The sequence below is a fragment of the Streptomyces sp. NPDC104309 genome (assembly GCF_055584025.1).
In genome coordinates this window covers 106865-133737 of the sequence record NZ_JBVJMV010000019.1, presented here as the reverse complement: position 1 = coordinate 133737, position 26873 = coordinate 106865, and the positions used below count along the sequence as shown (strand labels likewise).

Annotated in this window: 27 protein-coding genes and 1 pseudogene; 18 read left to right on the top strand and 10 right to left on the bottom strand. The window is 66.3% G+C overall.

Translation table 11 applies throughout. The features are described from left to right. Positions 1 to 24: 24 nt before the first annotated feature. Genes ACZ68L_RS26585 through ACZ68L_RS26575 form a run of 3 tightly spaced genes read right to left on the bottom strand, consistent with a single transcriptional unit; the run spans position 25 to position 2076 of the window. Positions 25 to 729: an ATP-binding protein gene (locus ACZ68L_RS26585; RefSeq protein ID WP_469581143.1), complete on the bottom strand. Its 705-nt coding sequence runs from the start codon at positions 727 to 729 to the stop codon at positions 25 to 27. Beyond that, entirely contained in the window at positions 729 to 1748 is a 1020-nt protein-coding gene (locus ACZ68L_RS26580) for a hypothetical protein (protein ID WP_469581140.1), read from the bottom strand. The genes ACZ68L_RS26585 and ACZ68L_RS26580 overlap by 1 nt, the downstream gene beginning before the upstream one ends. A gap of 1 nt (position 1749) precedes the next feature. Next, the gene (locus ACZ68L_RS26575) at positions 1750 to 2076 is read right to left on the bottom strand and encodes a transcriptional regulator (RefSeq protein WP_469581137.1); all 327 of its coding nucleotides are present in this window, start codon (positions 2074 to 2076) and stop codon (positions 1750 to 1752) included. A gap of 382 nt (positions 2077 to 2458) precedes the next feature. Here ACZ68L_RS26575 and ACZ68L_RS26570 point away from each other — a divergent pair, with 382 nt between their 5' ends. The 5 genes from ACZ68L_RS26570 to ACZ68L_RS26550 all read left to right on the top strand — a co-directional run bounded on the left by ACZ68L_RS26570 (position 2459) and on the right by ACZ68L_RS26550 (position 6705). Beyond that, complete coding sequence (locus ACZ68L_RS26570) at positions 2459 to 2917, top strand: helix-turn-helix domain-containing protein (RefSeq protein WP_469581135.1); 459 nt, start codon at positions 2459 to 2461, stop codon at positions 2915 to 2917. A gap of 327 nt (positions 2918 to 3244) precedes the next feature. Continuing rightward, positions 3245 to 3649 carry a secondary metabolite protein gene (locus tag ACZ68L_RS26565; RefSeq protein WP_469581132.1) on the top strand — a complete coding sequence of 135 codons (405 nt, stop codon included), beginning with the start codon at positions 3245 to 3247 and terminating at the stop codon, positions 3647 to 3649. Between the two features lie 3 nt (positions 3650 to 3652). Next, a complete protein-coding gene (locus ACZ68L_RS26560; RefSeq protein ID WP_469581129.1) occupies positions 3653 to 4840 on the top strand; it encodes an MAB_1171c family putative transporter in 1188 nt (395 codons plus the stop codon). Then, positions 4837 to 5436: a hypothetical protein gene (locus tag ACZ68L_RS26555; protein WP_469581125.1), complete on the top strand. Its 600-nt coding sequence runs from the start codon at positions 4837 to 4839 to the stop codon at positions 5434 to 5436. The genes ACZ68L_RS26560 and ACZ68L_RS26555 overlap by 4 nt, the downstream gene beginning before the upstream one ends. A 717-nt stretch (positions 5437 to 6153) precedes the next feature. Further along, complete coding sequence (locus ACZ68L_RS26550) at positions 6154 to 6705, top strand: ATP-binding protein (protein ID WP_469581123.1); 552 nt, start codon at positions 6154 to 6156, stop codon at positions 6703 to 6705. A gap of 578 nt (positions 6706 to 7283) precedes the next feature. Here the strand turns inward: ACZ68L_RS26550 and ACZ68L_RS26545 are convergent. From ACZ68L_RS26545 to ACZ68L_RS26530, 4 genes are read right to left on the bottom strand one after another with little or no spacing between them, the layout of a single operon-like run. Continuing rightward, on the bottom strand, positions 7284 to 8117 hold the full coding sequence (locus ACZ68L_RS26545) for a protein kinase family protein (RefSeq protein WP_469581120.1): 834 nt from the start codon (positions 8115 to 8117) through the stop codon (positions 7284 to 7286). After that, positions 8117 to 8950 carry an aldo/keto reductase gene (locus tag ACZ68L_RS26540; protein ID WP_469581118.1) on the bottom strand — a complete coding sequence of 278 codons (834 nt, stop codon included), beginning with the start codon at positions 8948 to 8950 and terminating at the stop codon, positions 8117 to 8119. The genes ACZ68L_RS26545 and ACZ68L_RS26540 overlap by 1 nt, the downstream gene beginning before the upstream one ends. Further along, entirely contained in the window at positions 8884 to 10074 is a 1191-nt protein-coding gene (locus ACZ68L_RS26535) for a JmjC domain-containing protein (protein WP_469581114.1), read from the bottom strand. The genes ACZ68L_RS26540 and ACZ68L_RS26535 overlap by 67 nt, the downstream gene beginning before the upstream one ends. 9 nt (positions 10075 to 10083) lie before the next feature. After that, complete coding sequence (locus ACZ68L_RS26530) at positions 10084 to 10284, bottom strand: hypothetical protein (protein ID WP_469581111.1); 201 nt, start codon at positions 10282 to 10284, stop codon at positions 10084 to 10086. A gap of 371 nt (positions 10285 to 10655) precedes the next feature. Here ACZ68L_RS26530 and ACZ68L_RS26525 point away from each other — a divergent pair. The 13 genes and pseudogenes from ACZ68L_RS26525 to ACZ68L_RS26465 form a co-directional block, all read left to right on the top strand. Beyond that, a pseudogene (locus ACZ68L_RS26525) lies at positions 10656 to 10886 on the top strand (YdcF family protein); the annotation flags it as partial. Positions 10887 to 11248: 362 nt separating this feature from the next. After that, positions 11249 to 12517, top strand: a complete 1269-nt coding sequence (locus ACZ68L_RS26520) for a helix-turn-helix domain-containing protein (RefSeq protein WP_469581108.1) — start codon at positions 11249 to 11251, stop codon at positions 12515 to 12517. A 1067-nt stretch (positions 12518 to 13584) separates the two neighbouring features. Next, complete coding sequence (locus ACZ68L_RS26515; protein ID WP_469581105.1) at positions 13585 to 13869, top strand: hypothetical protein; 285 nt, start codon at positions 13585 to 13587, stop codon at positions 13867 to 13869. 534 nt (positions 13870 to 14403) lie between these two features. Further along, entirely contained in the window at positions 14404 to 14730 is a 327-nt protein-coding gene (locus tag ACZ68L_RS26510) for a hypothetical protein (protein ID WP_469581102.1), read from the top strand. Between the two features lie 80 nt (positions 14731 to 14810). Further along, positions 14811 to 15809, top strand: coding sequence for an NAD-dependent epimerase/dehydratase family protein (locus ACZ68L_RS26505; protein WP_469581099.1), 999 nt, complete (start codon positions 14811 to 14813; stop codon positions 15807 to 15809). Next, on the top strand, positions 15806 to 16516 hold the full coding sequence (locus ACZ68L_RS26500; RefSeq protein WP_469581096.1) for a phytanoyl-CoA dioxygenase family protein: 711 nt from the start codon (positions 15806 to 15808) through the stop codon (positions 16514 to 16516). The genes ACZ68L_RS26505 and ACZ68L_RS26500 overlap by 4 nt, the downstream gene beginning before the upstream one ends. After that, a complete protein-coding gene (locus ACZ68L_RS26495; RefSeq protein WP_469581095.1) occupies positions 16513 to 17556 on the top strand; it encodes a glycosyltransferase family 2 protein in 1044 nt (347 codons plus the stop codon). The genes ACZ68L_RS26500 and ACZ68L_RS26495 overlap by 4 nt, the downstream gene beginning before the upstream one ends. Beyond that, the gene (locus ACZ68L_RS26490) at positions 17553 to 18608 is read left to right on the top strand and encodes a glycosyltransferase (RefSeq protein WP_469581092.1); all 1056 of its coding nucleotides are present in this window, start codon (positions 17553 to 17555) and stop codon (positions 18606 to 18608) included. Before ACZ68L_RS26495 ends, ACZ68L_RS26490 begins: the two co-directional genes overlap by 4 nt. After that, on the top strand, positions 18605 to 19828 hold the full coding sequence (locus ACZ68L_RS26485; RefSeq protein ID WP_469581090.1) for a polysaccharide pyruvyl transferase family protein: 1224 nt from the start codon (positions 18605 to 18607) through the stop codon (positions 19826 to 19828). The genes ACZ68L_RS26490 and ACZ68L_RS26485 overlap by 4 nt, the downstream gene beginning before the upstream one ends. Positions 19829 to 19938: 110 nt before the next feature. Then, on the top strand, positions 19939 to 20961 hold the full coding sequence (locus tag ACZ68L_RS26480; protein ID WP_469581087.1) for an NAD-dependent epimerase/dehydratase family protein: 1023 nt from the start codon (positions 19939 to 19941) through the stop codon (positions 20959 to 20961). Continuing rightward, positions 20958 to 21713: an HAD family hydrolase gene (locus ACZ68L_RS26475; RefSeq protein ID WP_469581084.1), complete on the top strand. Its 756-nt coding sequence runs from the start codon at positions 20958 to 20960 to the stop codon at positions 21711 to 21713. The genes ACZ68L_RS26480 and ACZ68L_RS26475 overlap by 4 nt, the downstream gene beginning before the upstream one ends. Further along, positions 21710 to 22609, top strand: coding sequence for a glycosyltransferase family 2 protein (locus ACZ68L_RS26470; RefSeq protein WP_469581081.1), 900 nt, complete (start codon positions 21710 to 21712; stop codon positions 22607 to 22609). The genes ACZ68L_RS26475 and ACZ68L_RS26470 overlap by 4 nt, the downstream gene beginning before the upstream one ends. A gap of 8 nt (positions 22610 to 22617) precedes the next feature. Continuing rightward, a complete protein-coding gene (locus ACZ68L_RS26465; RefSeq protein ID WP_469581078.1) occupies positions 22618 to 23607 on the top strand; it encodes a glycosyltransferase in 990 nt (329 codons plus the stop codon). A gap of 10 nt (positions 23608 to 23617) precedes the next feature. On the opposite strand, the gene ACZ68L_RS26460 is transcribed toward ACZ68L_RS26465, so the two are convergent. The 3 genes from ACZ68L_RS26460 to ACZ68L_RS26450 form a co-directional block, all read right to left on the bottom strand. Further along, positions 23618 to 24448 (bottom strand): TrmH family RNA methyltransferase, encoded by an 831-nt coding sequence (locus tag ACZ68L_RS26460; protein WP_469581074.1) that lies wholly within the window; start codon positions 24446 to 24448, stop codon positions 23618 to 23620. Positions 24449 to 24674: 226 nt separating this feature from the next. Continuing rightward, complete coding sequence (locus tag ACZ68L_RS26455; RefSeq protein WP_469581072.1) at positions 24675 to 25448, bottom strand: phosphotransferase family protein; 774 nt, start codon at positions 25446 to 25448, stop codon at positions 24675 to 24677. A gap of 98 nt (positions 25449 to 25546) precedes the next feature. Beyond that, the gene (locus tag ACZ68L_RS26450; protein WP_469581068.1) at positions 25547 to 26794 is read right to left on the bottom strand and encodes a helix-turn-helix domain-containing protein; all 1248 of its coding nucleotides are present in this window, start codon (positions 26792 to 26794) and stop codon (positions 25547 to 25549) included. Positions 26795 to 26873 lie beyond the last annotated feature (79 nt).

The following is a 26873-nucleotide window of genomic DNA, read 5'->3' as shown; positions in this document are numbered from 1 at the left end:
CCCGGCGTGGCGGCCTGCGGCGGGTCAGGCTGCGGCGCGGTGGCGTCTGCGGTCGACCGGCTCGAACTCGACCCGGGTGGTCATCTGCGCGAGCCGGGAGGTGACGCGGTCGCCGAGGTAGGCCCGGAGGTCCTTAATCGCCAGATTGGTGGTGATCAAGGTCGGGAGCATGTGGTTGTACCGGCGGTTGATCAGCCGATACGTCACTTCCTCGACCCACTCGGACGCCTTGGCCGCGCCGAGGTCATCGATGATCAGCAGCGGGCAGCGGCTGACGGCCGCCAGCTCCCGCTCGCTATCGACCCCGGGCCGGGGGCGCAGGTCTGCGTACAGGTCGGCGGCGGTGGTCGCGCGCCAGCGCACGCCGACTCCGCTCTGCACCAGCCGCCGGACCGCACCGTACGCCTGGTGCGTCTTGCCCGCGCCGACGACCCCGGCCATCAGCAGGCTGGGTCCGGTGGTGACCTGCCGTCGGGCTCCCAGGCTGGGGGCGACGGCCGCCTCGGCAACGTCCCGGGCCCAGGCCAGGACCTGGGGGTGGTCGGCGACGGCGGCCTGGTAGCGCGGGGGCATCCCCGCCGACAGGGCGTCCAGCGGGGAGAACGGCTCGGGCTCGTCGACCAGTGCAGCGACGGCGGCCGGGGCGATGTTGCGAGCGGCCAGGATCCGGGCCATCCGGTCCAGGGTGCCCTCGCCGAGGGTCTGCGGTTCGCGGTTACGGGTGCGCATCACAGCTCCTCGGCGTAGGCGGCAGCAGCGTTGGCCGGGTTGGTCCACGCCTGGTGAGCGGGCACGTTAGGGCGGATTCCCGGCCGCGCCAAACCACCGGAGCGTGCGTTCATGGCCTCGTTGACCATGCTGGTCAGCACGCTCGGGTGCTTGGGGTTGGCTGCGAAGTTCTGCAGTCCGGCCCGGATGTGCTCCGGGGCGATGCCCTCGCCCAGGAGCTTCTTGGTGATCCGCCCGAGGTGCCCGATCACGTCGCTGGGCGGGCGTTCGTCGCAGGCAGCGACGTACTCGCTGACGAGATGGTTGGCTGATACGGGGGCTGCGGGCGCTGTGCGCCCCGTAGGGATAGAAGATCCAGGATCCAAGATCCTAGATCCAGGCGCCGAGCCCTCTCCGAGGCTTCGGGGAAGGTTCGGGGAGCCCTCGGCGAATGCGTCCTGACCTGCATTTTTCGTGCCCGCGCGGCTAGGGATGCCGGCCATGCCGTCGAAGGCGTCCTGCTGGGCGGCGGGAGCCTGGTCTGCGTGGCCGCGAGGCGTCGCGGCGGGCTGCGCGGGCAGATCGAGGGCTCGGGGAGCGTTCGGCGAAGCTTCGGCGAGGCCTCGGGGAGGGGTGGGCGACTCCTTGGCCCGCTTGGTGCAGGTCCCCTTGCAGGGGCCGCACCGGTCGGCACCGTGGTGCTGCGAGCAGGAGGGCAGGCGGGACTGGCTCGGCTTGTCGATCTTCTGGTGCTCGGACCAGGTCACGATGTGGAGGTAGCGGCGGCCGTCGCAGCCGGTGTATCGGCAGATCAGGCCAGCGTTCGCGAGCTGGTGGAGGTCGTCCTCGACGTGGACCGAGGTGTGCTCGGCGCGTAGGGGCCAGAGCAGCCCGGCGATGATCGCGGCATTGTCGCGGTGGCGACCGTGGTCGTCGGCCTGGGTGAGCAGTCCGAAGAAGGTCCGCTCTGCCTCGACGCTCACTTCGGCGAGCGACTCGGAGACAAATGCCTCCGGCTTGATGGTTCGTATCCGCGCCATGTCAGCGGCCCCGACCGGCGGCGATCAGGTCGCTGCGGGTGAGGGTCGCGTCGGCGAGGTCGAAGGTGTGCGGCCGTGTCCAGTCCGCCTCCGGCCAGACCCGCAGGATCCAGCGGGCTGCGACCCTGGCGGTCGTCCGGCCCAGCTCCATGGTCTCCCCGGCCTCGTCCTTGACGATGGCGTGCGGGTGGGGCCACGCCTGCTTCGGGTCGTTGAGGCTGACCCGGATGGTCGCCGCGCCCGGAATCATGTCGGCGAGCTGGGCGGCGAGGCGGTGCTGGCGATCGGTGTCCGGGCAGGCCGGGGTTCCGCTCGGCATGGCGAGCATGCGATACTCCGTTGTTCGTAGGAGCGCGGTGTGGCGTTCTCGTGCAAAAGGCACGCCGCCCGCGAGATGTGATTCGGCCCCCTCGGGGTGCCGGCCCGGCGTCCCGGAGTTGGTAGCTCCTGGACGCCGTTGGCATTTAAGACGGTTACGGCGGACTTGCCCGAGCCTCGGCAGGTGCGGAAGTGCCCGCCGAGGACGTGGCCGGACCGCGTGTTCGTGGCACTGTGTTGCCCTCCGTTCGTCACGCTGCGTATGGGTTGGACCATGAACATACGCTGATCAACAGGGCAGCTGTCAACATTAAAGTGACCTCAGCTTCCCCGAATCTGCCAGAATCGCCAGTGAAGTACGCTGAGGCGGTCAGCGAGAGATCGGAAGCACCATGCCAAAACCCACCATCGAAGACAGCTCAGACCCCGAGGCTGGAACGATCGCCGAGCGCCTCAACGGCCTGTTCGCGTCAGTACCGGACCCCTCGACAGGCAAGCCCTACCGGCACAGCGATGTGTCGCGCACCATCGCGAAGGCCGGGGGCCCGTCGGTATCCCCAAGCACCATCAGCCAACTGAGGAGCGGAGAGCAGCGAAACCCGACGATCAATACGCTCAGCGCCCTGGCCCATTTCTTCCACGTTCGACCGGACTACTTCACGAAGGATCTCTCGACAGACGATAAAGATCTTGTCGAAGAGGGATTGGCCCTCCTCGCGACCATGCGGGACGCGGGCGTCGAGACCCTGGCGACAAGAGCCAACGGACTGAGCCGCCAGTCCCTTCAAATGATCCGCACAGTGATCGAGCAGACCCGAAAGCTGGAGGGCCTGGACGAGGGTGATAGTTGATTTCGAAACCTTCAGGCAAGTGGACTTGTCCCTATTGCCCCACAACTTCTACCGCCAGCCACCAATTACTGGATGCGCGTCGATGCGTGTGACGGGCATGTATTACGGTGCAGCGTAGAAAATGACCAACTCCCCCTTTCGCCTGCAAGAAAGACCCGTCATATGCTCCACTGGGCCATCAGGAGGCAGCGAGACCCGCTCGATGCGCGAGAGCGGGAAAAGCGAATCCGAGCTGCATGTGAAACTCACCTCCGCGGCATCCGCATACCCAGGCCGTTCAACATAGAGGCGTTCTGCGCAGAGTTGGCTGCTTCCAGGGGGCGGAAGATGGTCCTCAATGTCATGCCGGACACCGGCGGACCCGACGCGCCGTGCGGGCTGTGGCTGGCCTACGCCAAAAGCGACTACATCTATCACGCCGGCGGAACCAGCGAAAAGCATCGCGAGCATGTGATCCTCCATGAACTGGCCCATTACTTCCTGGGCCATAGCGGCAGCAGCCACGCTGCCGCGCTGGCGGACTCGCTGCCGTCAGAAATCGAACCCACAGCCCTCCAAGGCGCATTCGCGCGGACCAGCTACGCCACGCAGGACGAACAGGACGCCGAGTTCGCAGCCTCCATCCTGCGCGACATCTGCGAAGAGATAGCCGCCGACGCGGACATGGACACTCGCACCGGCCTTCTTGCCCGCGTCGATGGCGCGCTGGTGCACCCCAGAAAGAACCGCTAGCCGATGAACCATCAGATAGTCGTCGCAGGTCTGTTGTGGGCAGTGACGTTGTGGAGGCTCCCCTCCCTGCGTCACTCACGCAAGCAGCGGGCATTGAGTACCGCCTTTGCCGCCCTCGCAGTAGCCATGACATTGGAGATCCCTGCCGTTTCCTCCAGCTTCGACCGTGCGGCTGGCATCGACAACTTGTCTTACTTGATGAAGCACTTGACCGGCACACTCTCTGCAACGGCGGTCGTGGACTTCGTAATAGCCGTAGTTCGCCCCCATGGATATCTGACCCGCACGCGTTGGGCAGCACGCACAGCCGCCTGGGTACTGATGGTCTTCTTCTTTGCCATTGGACCAACCAGCAGTCAGGGCGAGGACTACCTGGAAGCCAACAGCAGCTCCCCGTGGGCACTACTGCATGTTGCCGTTTTCACGACATACATCGGCCTTTCAATGACGGTGGCGTCCTCACTCTTCTTCTACGCCGCCCGCCACTCCAAGGACGGGTGGGTTCGTGCAGGACTAGCACTACTGGGAATCGGATGCGGCATCGGCATCCTCTACGCGACTGAGCGTGCGGGCTATCTCGTTCTCTGCGCATCCAGCACCCCGTCAGTAGATATGACAACTCATCAGGAACAGCTGTCGACTGCTCTCAAGGTATCCGCCATCTTCGTTATATCGGTGGGAAGTTGCCTCCCACCCATCTCCGTAGCAGCTTCAACCGTGAGCGAATGGAGAGCGCTCAAAGAACTGCAGCCTCTTTGGTGGGGCCTCACATCCGCCGCTCCCCACGTCGTCCTTCAGACCGACCTACCTCGCCGACGCGTCCATCTCCGCTTCCATCGGTGCCTGGTAGAAATCGGGGACGCGTCTCTCGCTCTACGGGAGTACATCCCCGCCTCGGTGCAAGAACGCGCGCTCACAGCAGCCGACTCCTGCTCCCACTTCGCAAACCTGCGTGACGAGATCGCTGAGGCGTCCTGGCTCAAGGCTGCGGCACTGATTGCTCCAGACGCGCAGCCGCGCCCGGGAGACCACCCTCGCTCACTGAGGGACGGCCAGGATCCGGACAGCGAGCTCCGATGGCTACGCAACGTCAGTGCCGCTTACCAGCACTGCCCTCATGTGGCGGAATTCGCCCAGGCCGAGGCAACAAGAGCGCGACTCAACGACAGAGCGGAGATGACCGCGGCATGACTCTCACAGACATGGAAAGCAGGCCGCAGCACAGGCGTGCGACCTTGATCAGTGAATGGCTCCACCCGAAGACATGGATCGTCATCGTCTGCCTGGCCACCGGGTGGCATGCCGAGGGCTTGGTGGGTGTCGCCTGGAGCTGCGTCGGCATCCTCTTTGCCGCAGTGATACCCATGGCGTTCATCGACCACGGCATACGCAAGGGGCGCTGGGACAACCGCAACGTCGACGCGCGAACGGCCCGGCTCGTCGTCATGGCAGTCATCCTGGCGTCCGTGGCAGTCGGACTCCTGCTCATGGTCACCTTCGGCTCGCCACCCGTGCTGATCGCGCTCGTAGCCAGCATGATTGCCACGCTCGCCATCCTGATGCTGATCACTACGGCCTGGAAGATCAGCGTTCACCAAGCCGTATCAGCTGGCGCTGTCATCATGCTCGTACAAGCGATCAGCCCGTGGCTGCTGCTCGGCTACGTCGCTGTCGCGATCGTTGGCTGGTCGCGGGTCGAGCTACGCGACCACACTCTCGGCCAAGTGGTAGCCGGCACCATTCTCGGTACAGCGGTTGCCGCCGGCACCTTCGCCCTACTGCGCTGAACCAGCTTCCAGGCACAGGCGGAATAATGATCACCAGAATGGACACGGCGACGGTTCTAGCTAGCAATGCCGCCGCTGAGCCTCGATCAAACCCGGGACGGTTCACTTCGTGGCCACACCGTCACGCAGACCATTGCCGGCGCTCTGCTTGGCGGACTGGCCGCAGCGGTGACCTTCGGGATTCTCAGGTAGACCTTCTGCCGCATCGCAGTTCGTGGTGTGGCCGCCGTTGGTGACATTCGTAAGAACGTGCCAACCTCCGCGTTTCGTCTGGGGCCGATCGCGTCAGTTTGATCTTCGTTGCGGTGGTGCTCGATCTTTCGCAAGGGGGTGAACACGCCGCTCCCGTCCGTGGAAACAGTCCACGGTCCTGGTCCGATCTGTGGTCGATCTTCGCGCCGAACGGCGCAGCCACGACGCTGGCCGCGTTGCCGGAGGACGAGCAGAACCGTGTGTTCACCGGGTGGGAAAGAGTTCGGTCGTCGCGGCCCTGGGTGAGTGGCTGGCGCAGTCTCATTGACATCGCGACGGTGATATCACCAGAGGGATAGGGAGTCGGGCGGCCTGTGGCCCATGGTGGTCATCCGCCACTTGCCGGGATTTTACCGGATCTCACGGTTGCCCTGCGGGGCTACCCGGTGAGGTCGGCGAGCGATCCGTTCACTTATCGGAGATCGCGTTGACGCCCTAGCTCCTGCCCATCGAGAGGTTCCAGCTATGTCGCGCCCGCTCGAAGAATCGCCCTACGCGTTCACCGTCCCACCTCTGGTCGAGGAGGTGCCGGCAGCACGGGACCGCGTTGCGGACCGCGCTCGGCAGCTTGGGCTGCATCTGGGCGAGGAGCTGACCCACGACTTGAAGCTGCTCACCGGGGAACTGGTCGCGAACTCTGTCACGTACACGAAGGACGCGTGCGTGGTGTGCGTACGGTGGACCGGAGAGCGGCTCCGCGTGGAAGTCACTGATGCCGACCCCACCCCGGTGGCTCCGTCCCAGCCACTGTCCACGGATGAGCATGGGCGCGGCCTATTCCTCATCGCCGCATTGGCGACAGAGTGGGGGTCGAATCCGTGCACAGCGGGGAAGATCACTTGGTTCGAACTGGCAATCCCCACCTATACGAAGCAGATCGCAACTTTGACGTCCTCGCAGGGCAACGTGCCTACTGAGAGGGCGATCGTCACCTATGCAGGCAGCACCCACCCGACTGCCGCGGAAGCTATACCAATAACCCGTATGTATCGACGAGTTGAGCGTCAAGCAGCCTGAGCAGCATCCGACCAGTTCGCTAACATTCCCCCGAAGCCCGGCGTAGGCGACCGGAGATCTTCGTCCTGCTTGACTCGACGGTGTATGGAACGCCGTCGCGATCAGGCGGGTCGCGTTGGTTCCAGCGCCGTGGCCTGAATCGTAGGAAGCACTCCGACTCGTAGGGCTACAACATCGCGTCGCCGGCCGGCCGTACGGCTGAGGCTTCTTCGCCCTCTTCCGCTGTGTGAGGTGCTGGCCTCCTGGCCGGTGATCACCAGTTCAGTTCGGATTCGTATCGTGGCACTCGGTGGTTGCGGACAAGGTCGGCCAGGAATGCGGCATAGCCCTCGGTGTCGCACGGAGGTATCCCCCGCTTCCGTCCACACCAGCAAACGGCGGGCGTCACACAGGACGATACCCACGCGCTCGGCAAGCCCCCACCGGTGGCGCGGCGCGCGGGTTACCGTCTCGTAGTCGTTGGGATGGGCGGCAGATGTCGTGACGAAGCCCTGCCCTCCAGCTACGGGGGGAGCCGAAGGGCAGGGCAGCTCGTCAGTCGGGCGGCCGTGGCGAGACCGGGTTCCGTGGCGCGCTATCTAGTGCAACTCGCGAAGCAGCGAGGCTGCGGCGGCGGCCATCGTATCGGTCAACGGCGCCTTCCTGCCTGTCCGTCGGAAAGCTCGCTCGACGTTCGCGCACAGCAGCAGGCGAGACAACTTACCTCCGCGAGTCGCCAGGACATCGGAGAACAGAGCCTGTACTCGTTCTGCGAGCGCCGACACGGTCAGGGAGGCGGACCACAAACAGGCCGCATCCCATCCGACCGGGCCCATGCCCCAGCTCTCCCAGTCAATGATCGACAGGCCGGGGCCGCAAAGGTTGGCGTAGCCGAGATCGCCGTGGGCGCAGGCCCAGTCGGTGATCGTGGTGTCGATGTCCTTCCCGTAGACCTCGTGGATTCGGCGGGTCAGGTGGGCCTGGCCCATGGACACGCGGTCTGTGGAGTGCTTCGCGAGGTGGATGAGCGCGGTCCGCAGGTCGATCCACCACTGCTCGGGCAGCCCAGGATCCGCGGTGATGTCGCCGGTGGCGGAGAGGGCCCCGTCTTCCACAAGCGTCATCTCGTCCGCACGCCACACCACGCCGCGTGTCTGGTCGGTCCAGACGGCCGCGGCCGACCATTCGGGTCGAGGCACGCCCTTGATCGCGGCCGCAGCCTCGAAGCCGGTCCAGGCCTGGGTGTCGATCTTCTCTGTACGCCGCCAGGCGAGCCGGACCCATGTGGCTTCGTCGGTTCGGAATCCGGCGGTACCGTTGTACTTGCTGAAGTGGCTGTCCTCGCGCTTGAGCTGACGTCCGAGCCGCCGCTCGACGTCGTCGAGGACATCGCCGAGCGGAACGGTTGAGAGGTCATCCAAGGTGGCTTGCACTAGTGGTCCTTCCTGGACGGGGCTCCTGCGCTCACGGTAGCCCTCTCTCGCAGCAGCTCCCGGTACACCGTCACCGTTTCGGTGTTGACCTCAAGTCGCGAGCCACCGACCGCTTCAACGAGGTGCTCGACGTTGGAGGTGCCGACCGCGAGACGGGTGACTTCAGGTATCGCGAACGCTGCGGCGACGCCCGCCTGAAGCGCGCTGCGCTGCTGGCCCGGGACGAGAAACATGGAGGTGTCCACGGTCTGCCAGATCGAGTCGTCCGCGTTCCCTGCGAAGGGAGCCATTCCCCACAGTTCTGTGATCCTTGCTCGGTCGACGAGTTCGACCACTGCGTCGAGGATCCCGGCGGAGACCGTTAGGCCGGCGCGGACCATCGCCACGTCCGGGCGTGGAATCTCCCAGTCGGCATTGAGGAGAGATCGAGGGTCCCAGGTGGAAAGTCCCCAGGTCTTACAGAGCCCTGCCTCGCACATCTCCAGGAGCACGGAGCACGCGTCGGCGAAGCCGTCGACCGAGGACTCGGGGTTGTGCAGGAGCACTGTGTCCGGGGTGCGGCCGAGTTCCTCTGACGACTGCTCGACCGCAACACGAAGCCGCGCGGGGTCGAGGTCGTGGCCGTCGGGGAAGTATCCGACCTTCGTGGAGATGGTGAAGGCGGGCAGCAGGTCGTCGGCAATCGCCGCGAGGGTCCGGTGGGAGGCGAACTGGCGGTAGTTAAACGCGGTGTCGAGGTCCGTGACCCCGTGCTGCAGTGCGCCTTCTAGTAGTTGTCGGGTGTGACCAGTCCGGTATAGGCCGAGAGCGATTCGGCGGTCAGCGGTGCGCACAGCCCCTCCTGGATCAGGTGCTCAGCGAGCGTGGTGAGGTCTTGGTCATCGTCAGTGAGGTGCACCGGGTGCCCGGACAGAAGGCGACGGAGGGCGGGTTCGGCGCGGCCGTGGAAGGTGAGACGCTTGCCGCCGCCGACCACCTGGACCGTGTCACCAGAGGGTGTGATGACCGGCTCGAACTCGGTCACAGCTGCGGCGTATTCGATCGGGCCGAACACTGGGACGTGGGGCATGTGCCGAGCGGGCGGCGTGTTCGCGCGCAGTTCCGCGAGGTACCGCTTGGGGTCGTACTCGCGGGCGAGATCGGTCAGCTTCGCGGCGAGCACGTCGCCGGCGACCGTATCGTCGCCGCGCTCCAGGTCCGTACGGAAGTTCTCGTCGGCGCGCGCGGCGTCGGACAGGAAGTTGGCCCAGGTCACGCCAGTGCGCTTGGTGAGGCCGAAGGTCACGTGGAGGGAGTGGCCGTCGTCGCCAGAGCCGATCCTCGTTGCGGTGTGCCAGAAGCCGCGGGGTATGTGCATGACGTCGCCGGCCAGCATGGTGCCCTTCCAGAACACCTCCTCCGAGGGAATGAGGTTGCGTTCGGCGTCGCGGTACATGGGCGCTGGGCGGGAGGGGCCTCGGACCTCCCACGACTTCTCGCCGGAGAGCTGCACAGCGATCACGTCGTGGTCGTCCCAGTGCAGGTTGAAGCCGTCCGTGTCGCCGACGGCCAGGTAGACGTTGGCGGAGGTGAGCTCGCCGGACCACCAGCCCAGAGCGCGGCAGGCGACTTCCAGCGTCAGGTCGAAGGAGTCGACATGGTCCAACACCACGGTTCCGCCGCTGTTGAGGATCCGGCCGACGGCCGCCATGTCGGCCTGGCTGACGGCCTGCCGGCGCCGGTTGACGTTGGTGGACAGGAAGAGCGAGGGGTGTACCTCGTCTCCTGCGGCGTAACAGCGCAGCTGGGGGTTGGCGAGGTGGCGGTGCCTGATGGTCTCCAGCAGCCGGTTCGGGGTCATCAGCCGGGTGATGAGGTCCAGGTCGGCGAGGTGCCCGCGAGCGAACGCAGTGCCCACGGGCCCCGGCCCGCCCCAGCCGAGCGCCTTCTCGATACCTGTGACGAGCCGGTGCTCCATGAATTCCTCCTACTCCTTGGGAAGGTTCAGGTCACGGTTGTCGCCGTCATCGCCCGCGCTGTTCTGCGAGCTGGTGACGTCGGACCGCTCCGCCTCGCTGCGGTCATGGGCCACGGCGAGCTGCTCGACGGCGACCAGCAGGCCGACGCTGGTCCCGCCGCCCTCCTTCTTGGCCTTCTTGGCCTTCGTGCCCTTCGCGGTCGTGGTCACTCGGCTCTCCTCTCATCGGGACCTCTCGGCAAGCGAGTGGCCTGGGGATCCTGCGGTCGCACGAGACGCAACCGCTGAGTGGTGGTGCAATCTGACGCGACAGGCGCCAAAAACCGCCCCCGCCATCCGTGGTGTTTCCGGTGGGGCAGAGGCGAGGTCTGTCGGCGGCGCGATGCGTCGCAGTTGTGCGGCGTTGGTACGCCTGCACTGCGGGAACGATGCGCTCCGGACGTCACCCGATACTTGGGGGCTGCTTGTCCATGGTCTTAACCCTGCTTCTGATGAGGGGACTTCGCACATAACGGCGGTGATATCACCAGGGTGATCGCGGGGTGCCCGTCATCGGTTGCGCTCCGAGTGACACTCGGGGGTGGGTGAGCACCTCCACACTCATGACGCTCTCCGAGTACGTCGATTCGATCCAGGACGCGCGTCTCGTCATCGATATGTTGGTGGGAGCTCAGCAGGGGCTCATGGTGTACCCACGGCAAGGGTTCATGATCGAGCAAGAGATTTCCGACGACGTGGCGGCGGCTTTCGAACGGTTGCGTAGCGACGGTTTCACGAGCCGGCTCGCGCCTGAAGCGGCAGAACGGGCCTGAGGTCCGATCCGTAACCTGCCCCGGGCGCTGAGGCCCAGCGCGCCGCGTCGGTGACATCGCCCGCTGACCTGGCGGCTTGAGTGGCGCCGAATCCGGATACCGTCAGTAGGCAGACTGATACTCAGGCGCGGACAGTTTGTCCGTAGGTTATTCGCCGAAACCACTTGACTCTCGCGTTGTGAAACCTTTCGGGCGTGCCCAGTTTCTGGCTAATTAATGCGATTTACACAATCCGGAAAATGGTGTAGCGCGACCCGCATGTGACACAGAAAGATCCACTCGCCCGTCGCATGGCTGCTGGCTCGGTTGACACCTGGCGACCAGGGGCGCGGGGTAGGGGCAACTTCCGTACTCTGATTCGAGTGCTCCGTCGCGAAGGGACAGATCCACCGATGAGTGAAAACCTGACGCTGGGAGACCGTCTCCGTGTGGCACGCAGGACACGGAACCTGTCGACCGCTCAACTGGCGCAAAAGGTCGCCGTGTCCGCGAGCTACATACAAAAGCTGGAGTCCGGTGCGCGGAAGGCTTCACCGTCGCTGGTGCTGTCGCTCGCCAAGGCACTGCACTTCGGCCCCGAGGTTCTGACCGGTCAGCCGTACTATGGTGAGCCGGAGGCGGAAGACCGCGTGCACGCTGTTATCCCTGAGCTGCGTCGCCTCCTGCTTTGCTACGACAGCCCCGACGACTTGGACATAGCCCCTCGCGCGCTTCCGGTGCTCGCCTCGGAAGTCGACCAAGTGGCAGCCCTGCGTCGTGACGCCCGCTACGCCCCGATGGGGCCTCTGCTTCCGCCGATCATCACCGAGTTGACACACGTAGCCCTCGACGGCAGCAACGGGGACCAGAGCAAGGCGTTCTGGCACCTGGCTCGCGCCTACCGCGCCGTGAACTCGCTGGCCCACAAGATGGGCCACCACGATCTGTCAAACACCGCTCTGGAGCGGGTGCGGTGGGCGGCCGACCGCTCTGGTGATCCTCTGATGCAGTTCACCGGCGGCTATCTGGTCGCGGGCGCGATGCTCCGACAGGGCGCCTACTCGTCCGGGCGCCGCAAGCTCGTCGCGCTGCGGACCGAGCTGGAGCGACTCCAGCCGGAACGCTCCTTCTCCGACGATGCGCTCGCCGTCGACGGCGCGCTGCTGCTGAAGCTGGCGGTGCTCGAGGCCCGCGAGAACAATCCGGACCGCGTGGATACGTACCTGCGTGAGGCGGAGCATGTGGCGGGAATGGCGGGTAACCATGACTCGTTGGCGTACGAGATGTCGTTCGGCCCCACGAACATTCGTATTCACGAAGTGCACGTGATGATCGACATGGGTGACACCGAGCAGGCTCTCGCTCGCCTCACTGAGTGGTCTCCGGCTTCTGGTGGTGAGTGGGCTCCGTCGGCTACGACTGTCGGCGAGCGGTCCAGTCACCACTTCATCGACGTGGCTTCCGCGAAGCTCGCCACAGGTGACCGGGCTGGAGCATTCGCCGATCTCAAGCGGGCACGGAAGGTCGCTCCGAACCACACGCGGTTCCACCCCTCCGCCCGCGAGACGACTGCGGCGCTCCTCAGGCTGGATGCCCACCCCACCAACGAGCTGTCCGCGTTCGGGAGTTGGACAGGCCTTAGCGCAACATGAGGTAGTACTGTCAAGGGCTTTGACGAACAAAACCCACGGACAATTTGTCCGCGCATAGAACTCACCGAGTGGAATGGTCTCCTCACACCCAGTGGTGAGGAGACCTTTTCTGTGTCCGATTCTGTGTCCGACGCCAATCCGGCAGCTCGCGCGCTTCCGCCGCGCTGGATGCCCATCGGCGAAGAGCCCGAGCTAAGCATGGTGGGCGAGTGTTGGGACGCCGTGCGAGCCGTGGAGGCCGTGGGCCGGCGAGCGATCGAGATCCTCAACGAGCGTGAGGAACCGGTCGGCCCCGCGATCCTGGTCCACGAGGGACCGGAGCCTCGGCTGTACTTCCTGGTGCCCGTAGGCACCGCCACCCGATGGGAGGAGTCGGGAACTGTTGCACTTGGAGAGACGTGCCACGCCGTTCTTCCATCGGCCGAGAGCATGACGCCCCCAGGAATGCACTGCCACATCTTCCCCAGCGGGCCGCGATCGCTGACTCGCCCGAACGCTCGCGCCGCGCACTGAGCAGAGCCCGTAGGGAGCGGCGAAACCTGCGAAGGAAGCCGCCACTTGATGTCCCGCGTCCCGAGTCCGTCTCGCCTCTCGCTGGAGCTGTAAATGCCATTCGTTACTGGGATCAACCTGTCGTGGAACGTGCGAGTGCAGAGCGCGAGTGCAGGCCATGTCCGCAGGCCAAACCGCCTGCCGTCTGACCTGTTCGGGTGGGTTCTGGCGTCGTGATCGCCAGCTCGGGGCACGTTCACGACCAGGTCCAGGTCCAGCTGGACGCGCATTCTCGGGGCAGTAACGCGATGCCAACTGACGTTGGGGGGAGCAACTTGATCGCCCTCGCTGCCGACACGCCAGCCAATCGCAAGCCAATGGGCGAAGGCAATGCGAAGACGGAATCCAGGCCTTGGGAATACGCCCACGCACCTGATCACACTGCGGAAACAGATATAGAGCGACTCGGTCGCCGCTGCCAAAGATGCCAATGTGTCCTCAGTCGATATAACGAGGGTGCATATTGCAGCAGTTGTTCACACGGCGCACGAAATCGGCCCGAGCCTGTACCGAGTGTGCCGATCGCAGTATGGGCACGTACTGATGTTCAGGAAGCCCTGTGCACCCGCGATTTTGGCATGCTGTGCCACCTGGTTCGCGTAGCAAGCAGTCTGCGACAGAGCGACATGGCCGAACTCACGGGGTTAAGTCAGGCCTTCTTATCCATGCTGGAGTCGAGGGCTCGACGGCTGACCAATATCGACAAGATCGTCGAACTCTTAGCCGGGCTCGATGCTCCGGCAGAACTAACCGGTCCCATGCTCCGAATGCCGGATTCGACGGACGAGCCCGATCGGTGACATGGCGTGCGCGGCCGTCACGACACGCCGTAAAATCTCCACTGTTAAGAGTGTCTGGCGGCGGTTGTAACGCAGATTGTTCGACCTCGCCCTTCCTAAGTACTGCGGTGACCAATCGCCACCAGCACCTCTGCGAATCCTTATTGAGCTGGACGCGATTCCGCCTCTTATCCCAGAGTCGTCGGCTGACGGTCGACGCAGGCTTCCCCCACGTCGCGGGACTGACCCAAATGTCCGCATCACTCCGGTGATATTACCCCCGATATGTGCGATGGGTGAGCTCGGCGAGCACTCTGGGGGCACTCAAGGCGCCGTATGGGCATGCCATTTGAAGGACGAATGGGTGGCCTCATCCGCGGCGGCAGCAACAACTTGACAACTCGGCATCGCCGCAGCCGGGCCTGAAATCGGTCACGTGTCGCACGTGACCCGCATCTCACAGCGGCTTCCGCGGGATTGAAGCCGTGCTCAACCAAGGGACCACGTCTTGCGAAGGAGCAGATGATGACCTTGACGCTCAACACTGGGCAGTCAATGAGCACGCCTCGACTGCCGTGCGCCCTGGCCGTCGAACCGATCGCCGCCACCGTGGCGCTTCGCCTCACTCGTGGCGGCGGCGACGGCCACTGGCAGGCTGACGAGGGTGTCGTCGTGGAAGCGATCCATTGGGCCAGCAGCGAAGTCCCACTGAGGGGTGGCGTCGAAACCTCCGAGGCCGACTGGGAGCTGTCATTGGTCGCGGAACTCGCCCGGAACTGGAGCTGGACGCAGATCCCGGGCGGTAAGGCCGTGCGCGCACTCAGCAGTACGAACCTTGACGGCCGCGCCGTCGCGGAGCCCCAACCAGCCGAACACTGCTGAGCCCACCGCACTTCTCGTCACGTGTCGCCATGTAGTACAGCCATGTCACCTTTCGCCTCAATTACGAAGAGTGAGACACTATGGGAATCCCTTTACCGAGACGCGGCCCAGACTCGGCCCCCTTCCGGCGCGCCGTCGTCACCGGCGGCTGTGGGTTCGTCGGCTCGCACCTGTGCGATCTGCTGCTCGACAGCGGTGTCGAGGTGGTGTGCGTGGACAACTTCCTCACAGGCACGGCGGACAACGTCGTGCACCGTCAGCCGGACGACGGGTTCGAGTTGCTGGTCCACGACGTCACGGGCCCGATCTCGATACGCGGGGAGGTCGATCTCGTACTCCACCTTGCCTCGCCGGCCTCCCCGCAGGACTACCTGCGTCTGCCGGTCGAAACGCTGCGGGCCGGTTCCCTCGGAACCTTCAACGCGCTGGAACTGGCTCGGGAGAAGCAGGCCCGCTTCGTGCTCGCCTCCACCTCCGAGGTCTACGGCGACCCGCTGCAGCACCCGCAGCGGGAGTCGTACTGGGGCAACGTCAATCCGGTGGGGCCGCGCAGCGTGTACGACGAGGCGAAGCGGTTCGCGGAGGCGGTCACCACCGCCTACCGCGCCAAGCACGATGTCGACACCGCGATCGTGCGGATCTTCAACACGTTCGGGCCGCGCATGCGCGCGGAGGACGGACGGGCGGTGCCGACATTCATCCGCCAGGCGCTGGCTGGTGAGCCGCTGACCGTCACTGGTGACGGCTCGCAGACGCGGTCGCTGTGCTACGTCGACGACACCGTCCGGGCCATCCTTGCCGTCGCTACAGGCAGCCACCCCGGCCCCGTCAACCTGGGTAATCCCGCCGAGACCACGGTCCTGGAGCTCGCACACCTGGTGCGGGAACTGAGTCGGTCCACCGCGCCGATCGAGTTCATCGACCGGCCGGTCGATGACCCGGGGCGTCGCATGCCCGACATAGCGCTCGCCTGGGAGCAGTTCGGCTGGAAGCCGGAGACCGATTCCCGCAAGGGACTGAGCGCCACCATCGACTGGTTCGCCACGCAGCTCAACGACGCCGCAGCGAGGGAACGATGACGCGACACGCACCGCGACAGGCAGAGAGCGCCGAGGCGCCGTTACAGAAAAACCTTCCTGGTGACGGGCTCCAAGGCTTTCGAACGAAGGGCTACGCCGTCTTACCCCGGAGGATCGCGGAGGGCGCGCTTGAGGCCCTCCGAGCCGAGGCTGACGGCCTGATCCGGCGCTTCACCCAGGACGGGTTCCGTTCGGACGACTACTGGCACTTCAAGCCCGCGAGCACGGATGCGCCTGTTCTCTACCGCATCCACAACCTGGAGAACCAGGGCTCCCCGGCAGTGGCACGCCTCTACGCCGAAGAAGGCCCCCTGCACCCGATGGCCGCTTCCATCCTGGGCGGGCCTGTACGCGCCACCGCCTGCGCCATGATCGTCAAACTGCCGGATGTGGCCGCCCCGGTGCCCTGGCACCGCGACCGGACCAACGTTCCGCCGCACACCGTGTGCAACCTGAGCCTCTTCCTCGACGCCTCCGACGAGGGCAACGGATGCCTCGAATTCGTCCCCGGCTCTCACCTGGCGTCCGGTGCGGAGGATGCCGAGGCGCTCCAGGCGCAGGGCCCGGTCCGCGCTCTCCCGCTCGCGGCCGGCGACGTCGCCGTACACGACGTGCGCATCGCCCATGCCTCGCGCCGCAACACCTCCCCGCGGATCCGGCGCAGCATCGTCATCGAGTTCGCCCCGGCCGAGCTGGAGCTGCCATGACCGGACCCAACTCCACTGGTCAGAGCACCAAGGTGCGGGTGGCAACCATCACGGTGGGCACCAATGAGCGCCGCTGGCTGGAGCCCTGTCTCGCCACGCTCCTGGACAGCGACACCCCCGGGATCGACCTGACGGTCTGGTACGTCGACAACGACTCCCACGACGGCAGCACCGCCTTCGTGAAGGACCGCTTCCCGCAGGCGCGGATCATTCAGAACGAGAGCAACGTGGGCTTCGCCCGCGCCAACAACATCGGCATGCGTGCGGCGCTCGACTACGGCGCTGACTACGTGTTCCTCGTCAACCCGGATACCCAGACCCCGAAGTCGCTGGTACGCGAGTTGGCCGAGTTCATGGAGGCCTGGACCGATTACGGCGTCGTCGGTCCCATGCAGTACGAGTACGACGAGTCGGGCAGTACTGCTCTGGGCGCGTACAACGACTGGTCGAAGACCGCTCTACGCTGGGGCGAGCAGCACGCCTTCGCCGGAGACTGGCCGAGCCACCCCTCACCTGCCAGCTCGCCCTTCGGGCGGGCTCCGAACACCCTGGAGCACGCCTACGTCCAGGGGGCGGCCTTCTTCGTCCGCGCCGCGCTGCTGCGTACCGTCGGACTCTTCGATGAGGTCTTCCACACGTACTACGAGGAGACCGATCTCTGCCGTCGCGCCCGCTGGGCCGGGTGGCGCGTCGCCCTCCTGCTCGACGTCGGAATACAGCACTTCGGCGGCGGAGGAACCACAGGCAGCAGTTACCGGCGCATCCAGATGCGACGCAACCGCTACTACTACCTCCTCACCGACATCGACTGGCGCCCGCTGCCCATTCTGCGGCTGGCGACCCGGTGGTTGAAGGACGATCTGCGCGGACGTGGCGTGGGTGGAGTGACCACCTGGTGGCGCGGGACCTGGGAGACCGCCGAGGCGGTGTGCTGGCTTGTGCGCCGAGCACCGCTGATCCGGGCCCGGCGCCGCGCCCACCGCCGGCTCGGCCCACAAGCGGGCGGTCACGCCCGACCGCGGGCAAGGAGCGCGCGATGACCAGACCCCGGATTCTGTTCGCCGGCGTCTTCCACTGGAACGCGGGCTCCAGCCACATGATCGCCGAGTACGCCCGGGGCGCCTCAGCGGCCGAATGCGAGATCGGCGTCTCCAGCCAACTGTCGCGCCTGGACGGCACGGTGAACGTCCACCTGCCGCTCGTAGACGACATCACCTGGGCCACCCACCTCGTCCTCGTATTCGAGAGCAGGCAGTTCCTCTCGAGCCAACAGCGTGAACTCTGTGAGGCCGTGCCTCGCCGGCGACGCATCATCCTCGACCCCGACGGCCACTGGGGCCCGTACGTCACCGTCGGCGTGGACGACAACGCGGGTGCGGACACCATCGAGTCCTGGCACAAGCTGTATGCCGACCTCAGCGATCTGATCCTGCAGCCGCGCCTGAATGAACAACTCCCCGACGGAGCCGAGTTCTTCAGCTACTTCGGAATGCCGGACATCCACCAGCTCGCCACCGACCTCCCGCACCCGCAGGCACTGCCGTACCAGCTGCAGTACGTCGGCGCGAACTGGTGGCGCTGGAACGAGATGACCAGCCTCATCCGGGCCGCAGCCGCCGCCCAGCCGCTGATCGGGCGTATCCGGGTGTGCGGACGCTGGTGGACCGGCGACCCGCACCCCGACCACGTGACCGCCACCGCGAACGAGCCCGGCTGGATGCAGGAGCACGGAGTCGAGGTGGCGCCGCCCGTTCCGTTCGGCCACGTGGTCTCCGCCATGTCCCAGGCGGCGATCACGCCGGTGCTTGCCCGACCGCTGCTCGCGCAGATGGAACTGCTGACCCCCCGCATGTTCGAAACCCTGGCCTCGGGCAGCATCCCCGCGCTCTGGCCGGACCTGGGCTACCTGTCCGCGCTCTACGGCGACGAGGTGGAGCTGTTCCTGCTCGACGATGATCCGACCGACGCCCTCGCGCGGATGATGCGCGAGCCAGCCCGGTACCGCGAGCGCCTGGCCACCATCCAGCGTCGAGTCCACGAGCGCTTCAACTATCGCGCCGTTCTGGCCGAACTCATGCGGTTCACCCGATGACCCCTGCGAGGTCCGCTGTGTCCAACGTCCTGATCACCGGCATCACCAGCTGCGAGAGCCGCGGCGTCGAGGCCTTGGCCCGCGCCATCGCCGAGCAACTGAACACCGAAGGAGGCAACAAGGCCACCGTCCTCACCCAGACCCCGGCACTCGACGAGGAAGTCCTCGCCCTCACCGGCGCCCGCTGCGCGGCCGATCCGTTCGTCGTCTCCCGCTCCTGGCAGCAGATGCGCCCCCAGGAGAGCCCTACCAAACTGGCCGCACGCCGCGAACAGCTGCTCGCCGAAACCGATCTGGTCATCGCCACGGGGGGCGACCTGCACACGTCGGACTACGGGGTCTCCACGCCGTACCTGCGTGCCCTCATCGCCGCGCAAGAGCGGGACATCCCGACGGTCATGATCGGCCAGTCCGTCGGTCCCTTCGATGATCCGGTCGACGCCGAGGCATGGCTGACGGTCGCCGCCAGGTGCCATCTGCTCACCGTCCGGGAGAGCGTCTCCCACAGCTACCTCGTGGGCAAGCTCGGCTTTCCCGAGCACCGTGTGCAACTATCCTCCGACCCTGCTTTCCTGCTGCCGACAGCCACCGGCGAGCGAATATCGGCCGTGCTCAGGCCGCTGGGGCTCACCCCCGAAGACCCCTACATCTGCCTCGCCCCCAGCCAGGGCATCACCCGCTTCAGCGCCCTGGAAGAGGCCCAGCACGCAGCAGCACTGACGCGACTGGCCACCGACCTCGTCCGCATCAGGAAGGTGCCGGTCATCCTCGTGCCGCACTGCCACGACTCCCGGTCCCACAACGACGACCGGATCCTCGCCGCCGGCATCGCCGAGGCCGTCGGCATGCGCCAGGTCATGGCGCTGCCCGGCGCGCTGACGGCCTCCGACTACAAGGGCGTGCTCTCCCACGCCGAACTCGTCGTCTCCGAGCGCCTGCACGCCGCGATCGGCGCACTGTCCAGCGGCGTCCCGGCGATCGCGATCGGCCACTCGCACAAGTTCAACGGGGTGCTCGCCGAAACTTATGGCGACACCGTCGACGTCGACGACATCCACGCAGACGTCCGGGCCTTCGTCCAGGACGACACCGTCATCGACCGGCTCGTCAACGACACAGACGCGGCCGGGCTGCGCGCCACCCTGCGGCAACGGCTCCCTCTGATCACGGAACGGGCCCGCGGCGATTTCGCGCAGATCAACGAGCTCCTCGGAGCCTGAGCCCTCCAGCCCCGCAACACGATCGGCCGATCGAACCACATCTCGCACGACCTGCTGCAGCCCGCTTCTGGGCCGCAGCGGAACCCCACTCACGCAAAGGGAGACACGACATGCCCTCGCATCTGGTGACCGGCGGCGCCGGTTTCATCGGGTCCCACCTCGTCGCAGCCCTGATCGAGCACGGCGACGACGTCGTCGTCCTGGACAACCTCGACGGAGGCAAGACCGAGAACGTGCCCGACGGCGCGACCCTCATCGTCGGCTCAATCGCCGACCAGGCCGCTGTCGCCGAACTCTTCGCCTCGTACCGCTTCGACGGCGTCTACCACCTGGCCGCCTTCGCTGCCGAAGGCATCAGCCACGCCGTCAAGCACCACAACTACTCCGTCAACCTGCTCGGCAGCATCAACCTGATCAACGCCTCGCTGGCCGCCAAGGTCAGGTTATTCGGCTTCGCCTCGTCGGTCGCCGTGTACGGCCACGGACACGTCCCCATGCGCGAGGACGAGGAGCCCGCCCCCGCCGACAGCTACGGCAACGCGAAACTCGCCGTGGAGCGCGAACTCGCCGTCACTATGAAGCTGCAGGGCTTGCCCTACTTCGCCTTGCGCATGCACAACGTCTACGGCGAGCGGCAAAACATGGGCGACCCCTACCGCAACGCCGTCGCCATCTTCCTCAACCAGATCATGCGCGGAGAACCGATCAGCGTGTACGGCGACGGCAGCCAGATCCGCGCCTTCACCTACGCCCCGGACATCGTCGGCACCTTCCTTGCCGCGGCCGACCAGCCAGGCGCCTGGGGCCAGGTCTTCAACGTCGGCTCCTCGCAGACCACCACCGTGCTGGACATGGCCCACGCTGTGCGTACCGCCATGGGCGTCCCCGACCACCCGATCATGCACCTGGCGGCCCGCGACGAGGTCCACGCCGCGTACACCGACAATGGCCTCGCCCGTAAGACGCTCGGCGACTGGACGGACACCCCGCTCGCCGAAGGGCTGCGACGCACCGCGGCTTGGGCCCGCGAGCACGGCCCTGTGGAACCCTCGACCTCCCTCAGCATCGAGAACGACACCGCGGACAAGCCCGAGTGGTACACCTGGGCCGCCGGTCGGGCGGCCACCGCATGATCGGCCGCACCCTCGCCGTCGACGTCGGCGGCATCCTCTACTACGACGAGCCCTTCGACCTCGCCTGGCTCCAGGGCGTCTGGGAGCTCGCGCAGGCGGACGATCCCGCCCTCACCATGGACGCGTTCCTCCAGGCCATGCGCAACTTCTACCAGAACCGCGCGCCCGGAACACCCCCGCCCAGCCTCTTCCCGCCCAACGGCACCAAGAGTTGGCAGCGCATCCGCGATCGGTGGACCTCGCTCATCCAGCCCATTCCGGGAGCCATCGACGCGCTCAGCCACCTCGCCGGGGTGTACGAGGTGTGCATCGTTGCCAACCAGCCCCCGGAATGCCTCGCCGCCCTGCGTGTTCTCGGCATCGAGGACCAGGTCCAACTCGTCGCGCTCGACTCCCTTGTCGGCTATGCCAAGCCCGACCCTCGTCTCTTCCAGTGGGCCCTGGACCGGCTGGGCTGGAAGCCGGAACACACTGTGGTCGTTGGCGACCGTCCCGACCACGACGCTGCTCCAGCACTCGCTCTCGGCTGTTCGGTCGCAATCGTCAGCGTCGACAGTGGATGGAGTGCGCCTGCTGGGGTCGATCCCGAGATCGTGACCGTCTATCGCGAACTGAAAACCCAGCGCGGCTACACGACAGAGGGAGGCGCGGGGCACTGGGCCATCGCCGCCCTCGGAGACCTGGCCGATGTGCTGTGGGAAATCGGCCGCGAAGAGCTCAGCCCACGGCCCAGCCAGGAGGTGCGCCCGTGACCCTCGGCGCCGGCCTGCCCCTCACCATCGCCATCTGCAGCAACCGCCCCGACAGCCTGCCGGGAGCCGTCGTCCGCACCACCCCGGTCATGGGCCCCCAGGACCGCCTGCTGATCATCGCGGACATGCCGGCCCGGCATCTTCCCGCGCTGCCCACAAGCGCCTCGCCGCCTCCGTCACGCGTCCGCGTCATCTGCAACGAGGGAAACCACGGACTCGCCCACAGCCGCAACAAGGCCATGAAGGAGGCCACGACACGGCACCTCGTCTTCCTCGACGACGACATTGTCCCCACCGTCGAGGCTCTGACGCGGATACGGGCCGCGCTGACCGTCGGCGCACACGTCACCGGGACGAGGATCACCGCCCATCTTCAGGGGCGCCGCCGCCCGTGGTTCCTCACCTCGGGACAGCTGCACTACCTCGGGTCCCACGCTCCCGCCCTGCCGGCGTCGATCTGGGGCGGCAGCTTCGCTATCGACTCCGAGCACGCCCGCCTGCTCGGAGTCGGCTTCGACGAACGCCTCGGCCGGATCGGCAGCTCCCTCACCTCCGCCGAGGACACCACCTTTGTACGGGAGATGGTCGCGCGTGGCGCCACCGCGACGATCCTGCACGACGCCGAGGTCCAACATCTGATCCCCGCCCACCGGCTGACCTTGTCCTACCTGCTGCGCCGCGCCTTCTGGCAGGGGCGCAGTGAAGCACGGCGCAATGACGCACGGCGAGGCGTCGGGAAGGAGTGGAACCGCAACCGTTCAGGAGACGGCGTCCGTCCAGTACGGACCGCCCTTGCCCTGCTCTACACCGCCAGCGTCCTACTCGGAGTCTGTCGGGAGGCCATCACACGGAGCCGGACAGCGCCGCCGATGCCGGAACCGGGAGTTAACCGATGAAGGTGGCCATGGTCATTCCGCCATACCGCTACGGAGCCGACCCCAGCCAATGGATCACCGTGCCACCCCAGGGCTACGGCGGGATCCAGTGGGTCGTCGCCACGCTCATGGACGGACTGCTGGCGGCCGGTTGCGAGATCCTGCTCCTCGGAGCGCCAGGAAGCCCTGTCCAGGAGGGCGTCACTGTGTCTGCTGCGGTCGAGACAGCCGACATCCGCGAGGCCATCGAGGCGTTCGGCCCGGACATCGTCCACGACCACTCGAACACCGGCGCACTGCCAGCCGGTGACCTCAGGCCGACGGTGAGCACACACCACCTCAATGGCGTGCCTGAACGCCAGATCAACGGCATCTACCTCTCCCGCGCACAACGCAGTGCCGCGGGGTCCGTATCCGCCCCCGTAATCCGGTTGCCGGTCAACCCCTCGCGGTATCGGTTCCAGGAGGCGAAGGACGACTATCTCCTCTTCCTGGGCCGAGTCTCCGCACACAAGGGCGTACGCGAAGCGGCGGCGTTCGCGCACGCCGCCGGCGTGTCGCTGACCGTCGCCGGACCGGCCTGGGAGAAGGACTACCTGGACGCCCTGCTGACCGACTTCCCGCACACCGTCCGCTACGTGGGCGAGGTCGGCGGCAGCGCCCGTACCCGACTGATCGCACGCGCCCGAGCGCAGCTCGTGCTGTCCCAGCCGTGGGGAGCACCATTCGGCGGACGATGGATCGAGCCCGGCGCCACCGTGGTCTCGGAGGCCGCAGCAAGCGGCACCCCGTTGATCGCCAGCGACAACGGATGCCTGCCCGAGATCGTCCCCGGCGTCGGCACGGTGCTGCCGGTCGGGCAGGAGATCACACCCAGTGACGCGAAGCGCGTGCTGGCATCGCTACCCGAGGCCCAGGCCGTGCGCGAAACAGCGGTGAGCCGATGGGGCCACCACACCATCGCCCGCCAGTACCTGGCGGTCTACAAGAGAGCGGTCAGCGGCGAGGTCTGGACGTGAACTCGGCAGGTCACACCGTGCGCTGCTTCGCCAGACGTTGGCGGCGCGCCTCGTAGAGAACGACGGAGGCGGCGTTCGACGCGTTCAGGGAGCTGGCCGAGCCTGTCATCGGAATGCTGACCACGTGGTCGCAGAGCTCACGCCAGGCCGCGCTGAGGCCCGCGGTCTCATTGCCGATGAGCAGCAGGACGGGCTGGGTCAGGTCGAATTCCGAGACGTCGGCGTCACCGTCCTCGTCCGCGCCGACGACGGCCACCGGTCGCCCCTGAGCGCGCCCCTTTTCCAGCCACTCCATGACCTCGTGGTGCGATTGGCTGCGCACCACGGGCACGGCGAAGAAGGACCCTGTGGAAGCACGTACCGACTTGGGGTCGTAGGGGTCCGCAGCGTGCCCTGTCACGATGAGCCCGTCGGCACCGAACGCGTCGGCCGACCGCACGATGCTCCCGATGTTGCCAGGCTGCGTCGGCCGGTCGAAGACCAGACCGAGGAAGTCGTCACGAACCTTGATCCGCGACAGGCTGTCCGGCGCCATCTCGACCACCGCCAGGACCTCCGCAGCCCCGTCGGCCTTCTCACTGAGTTCGGCGAGCAGCTGCGGTGCCATCGCTACGCGCTCGGCACCGACACCGCGCAGCAGATCCTCGGCCCATCGGGAGAGCGGGCGGTTGGCGTCGTAGAGCAGGGAACGAACGATCCAGCCGTGCTCCACTGCCATCGTGATCGGGCGCACGCCCTGGACCAGGAACTCCTTGGCACGCCCTCGCTTGGTGCGGTTGTTGAGCAGCGTTTGCAGCTGCTGGAAACGGGCATTGCGGGTCGTGATCCGCTGTACTGCCACCCGTCCTCCAAGCCGAAGATGATTCTTGCGAACCCGTCGTCCCAGGCGGAACAAGGCACTGGGCACGCAGCAGGTTACACGGATCTGGATCGTGACCGTACGTGTCTGTCCGGTCGCGTCAGACGAGCTCGTCTTTGGACGCCAGCGCACATGAGATTGTCCTGTTGGCAACCGCTACAGCTGCGCCGGGAACGGACAGCTGACTTCCGCCCCAGTTTTGGACTTCTCAAGCCGCACCCCATTTTGCCTGGGTGTCCGTATTCCTGAGCGTCTCGATACGATACGACAGCTGCTCCGCGGCAGCCGTGTCTCCGCGATCCGCACGCCGAATGAAGGAGCCGAGTGTGTGCAGGTCCCGAATGCCACAGAGGATTGGAAGACCGGGCCAACGCCTGATGTCGTAGCCGTACCGAAAGCTGAAGTCATCCAACTCTGCGGAAGTGCGACCGAAGCGCACTCCTTGGAAGGTGTTGGCCAAGTCGATCTCTCGCGGGCCGGATGCCGCCTCGTCCCAGTCTCCAAGCCTGACGTCCTGGTCGTCCCACAGCGTGTTGCCGGGATAGGCGTCGCCGTGGATGTGCCCGTGCCCCAAGGGGAAGTCCAGCTGTTCGTAAGCGTGGAGGAGTTCCTGCCTACGCTCCATGAGCCACGCCTGCTGCTTCGGTGCCAGGTAGGTGCTGGATTCCACGGCGGTCTTGAGTGAGGCAAGCGGTTGGTGCTGCGGCAGTGACACCGGCGGGGACGGCAGAGAATGCAGGGTTCTCAGCAGATCGCCCAACCGTCCGGCCGGAGGCGCCCCGTGTCCGGGTTGCAGGTAGTGCCGCCAGAACGTGACGACATACGGCTCGTATGCCACCGGCTGGGACACGTCGACAGGCTCTGTCGCTGGATAGCCGTTCGCGACGAGCCAGCGCGTCAGGGAGACGGCCGTTGCCAGGCGCTGCTGCCGAGAGACGGGACTGACGCGCACCACAACGCCTTCCGCGGCAAGAAGAAACACGGAGGTGGCGTGGTGGTGAAGCGGGGTGAGGGAATGATCCGTCAGACCTGACGCTCGGCAGGCCGTGCGGGCGGCGGACTCGGGAGAGACCGTCATTGTCATGAGGTGAGGGCCTTCGCTCTCGTGTCGATCACCTGATAGCCGCGAGTGGAGTCGGCGAGCTCGCGAGCAACCCGGCTCCGGGCGAACCGTGGTTCTTCGAGAAGCCTAGCTACTCCCCGTACGGCGTCGCCGAGCTGCCGGATACGACGGTCGACCGGCAGCTCCAGGATGGGCTGGAGCTGCTCGCTGGCTCCCTCGATCTCCCCTGCTGCGATCCGCGCTGTGACGATGTCGAGGCGCGCCAGGGCTTCGTCGCCGTACGACCGCTGCTCCTTCGGGCCCATCTCGTACAGGTCGATCGCGGCGGCGGCGTGCTGCTCAGCCCTCTCATATTTGCCGAGAAGAGCGTACATTCCGCCGATGTAGTACTCCTGCTTGGCTTCCGGGAAGGTGAGCAACCCCCCGAATCTGGCGAGCCCGTTGGGCGCTGTCTGCTGCTCGCGGGCACGCTCAAGCTCCTTGAGCGCTGCCAGCGCCGTGTCCCGGTCTCCGACGCGTGCCGCGGCCCTGGCCCCGATCGCCGCGATTCTGACCCGGGTCTCCCCGACGGGGGCGAACCGGATCGCCTGTTGTGTGTATTCGAGGGCGGTGTGCCGGTGGGTTGACCATTCCGCGATCAGTGCGGCTGTGCCCTTGACCCATGCCCGGAGATCGTCGTGGTCGGCATGCTCGGCGAAGGTGCCCGCCGTCCGGAGTTGGGCGACAGCGGAGTCCCGGTCGCCGAGATTCTGTGACGCGTGGGCGAGAAGCAGGCAGCTTGTGCCGGCGAGCAGATACAGTTCGCGGGTTTGGCCCGGGGGTTGGTGGCCACTCAGCAGCGAGAAGAGTTGGTCTCTTGTCGACAGCAGGTCGCGGAAGAGCGGGTACAACGGAGCATGGACGTAGTCCGTCGCGATCCGGGTGATCGTGGACTCTAGCTCCTCAAGTTCGACATCGCTCACGTTGCTCTTCGTGACCGCTTCCGCGAACTGCAGCGACTGGGCGGCAGCTTGTGCCGCGAGCGCATAGAGGTCCGCCGTCTGCTCGCCGGTCGCGAGCTGGAGATCGACGGCGGGTAGTCCTGCGTGCGGCAACGGCAGTGGTGTGAGCGCTGCGTGATGCTCACGGAACGGTGGAGGGAGCAAGGAGTCGGGTGTTTCGATGCCGTTGAGGAACCTCGCGACCTTGTCGAGGTTCGTCAGTCGGCGGGTTCCCGCTTCGAGCATGGACAGGAAACCCTGGCTGAGCCCCGTCATGAGGGCCATGTCGTCTTGGCGGAGCTTCGCCCGCTCGCGGATGAGACGACTCGCCCGCCCGAAGTCCCATGCGGCGATGGCGGATCGG

What these genes read in the sequence shown, in the direction of transcription:
- ACZ68L_RS26495 (WP_469581095.1), top strand. Translation starts at nt 16,513, where the DNA reads ATGACCGGACCCAACTCCACTGGTCAGAGCACCAAGGTGCGGGTGGCA.
- ACZ68L_RS26485 (WP_469581090.1), top strand. Translation starts at nt 18,605, where the DNA reads ATGACCCCTGCGAGGTCCGCTGTGTCCAACGTCCTGATCACCGGCATC.
- ACZ68L_RS26575 (WP_469581137.1), bottom strand. Translation starts at nt 2,076, where the DNA reads ATGCTCGCCATGCCGAGCGGAACCCCGGCCTGCCCGGACACCGATCGC.
- ACZ68L_RS26560 (WP_469581129.1), top strand. Translation starts at nt 3,653, where the DNA reads ATGAACCATCAGATAGTCGTCGCAGGTCTGTTGTGGGCAGTGACGTTG.
- ACZ68L_RS26505 (WP_469581099.1), top strand. Translation starts at nt 14,811, where the DNA reads ATGGGAATCCCTTTACCGAGACGCGGCCCAGACTCGGCCCCCTTCCGG.
- ACZ68L_RS26450 (WP_469581068.1), bottom strand. Translation starts at nt 26,794, where the DNA reads ATGGCCCTCATGACGGGGCTCAGCCAGGGTTTCCTGTCCATGCTCGAA.
- ACZ68L_RS26580 (WP_469581140.1), bottom strand. Translation starts at nt 1,748, where the DNA reads ATGGCGCGGATACGAACCATCAAGCCGGAGGCATTTGTCTCCGAGTCG.
- ACZ68L_RS26550 (WP_469581123.1), top strand. Translation starts at nt 6,154, where the DNA reads ATGTCGCGCCCGCTCGAAGAATCGCCCTACGCGTTCACCGTCCCACCT.
- ACZ68L_RS26490 (WP_469581092.1), top strand. Translation starts at nt 17,553, where the DNA reads ATGACCAGACCCCGGATTCTGTTCGCCGGCGTCTTCCACTGGAACGCG.
- ACZ68L_RS26475 (WP_469581084.1), top strand. Translation starts at nt 20,958, where the DNA reads ATGATCGGCCGCACCCTCGCCGTCGACGTCGGCGGCATCCTCTACTAC.
- ACZ68L_RS26480 (WP_469581087.1), top strand. Translation starts at nt 19,939, where the DNA reads ATGCCCTCGCATCTGGTGACCGGCGGCGCCGGTTTCATCGGGTCCCAC.
- ACZ68L_RS26565 (WP_469581132.1), top strand. Translation starts at nt 3,245, where the DNA reads ATGGTCCTCAATGTCATGCCGGACACCGGCGGACCCGACGCGCCGTGC.
- ACZ68L_RS26535 (WP_469581114.1), bottom strand. Translation starts at nt 10,074, where the DNA reads ATGGAGCACCGGCTCGTCACAGGTATCGAGAAGGCGCTCGGCTGGGGC.
- ACZ68L_RS26570 (WP_469581135.1), top strand. Translation starts at nt 2,459, where the DNA reads ATGCCAAAACCCACCATCGAAGACAGCTCAGACCCCGAGGCTGGAACG.
- ACZ68L_RS26510 (WP_469581102.1), top strand. Translation starts at nt 14,404, where the DNA reads ATGAGCACGCCTCGACTGCCGTGCGCCCTGGCCGTCGAACCGATCGCC.
- ACZ68L_RS26555 (WP_469581125.1), top strand. Translation starts at nt 4,837, where the DNA reads ATGACTCTCACAGACATGGAAAGCAGGCCGCAGCACAGGCGTGCGACC.
- ACZ68L_RS26585 (WP_469581143.1), bottom strand. Translation starts at nt 729, where the DNA reads ATGCGCACCCGTAACCGCGAACCGCAGACCCTCGGCGAGGGCACCCTG.
- ACZ68L_RS26500 (WP_469581096.1), top strand. Translation starts at nt 15,806, where the DNA reads ATGACGCGACACGCACCGCGACAGGCAGAGAGCGCCGAGGCGCCGTTA.
- ACZ68L_RS26465 (WP_469581078.1), top strand. Translation starts at nt 22,618, where the DNA reads ATGGTCATTCCGCCATACCGCTACGGAGCCGACCCCAGCCAATGGATC.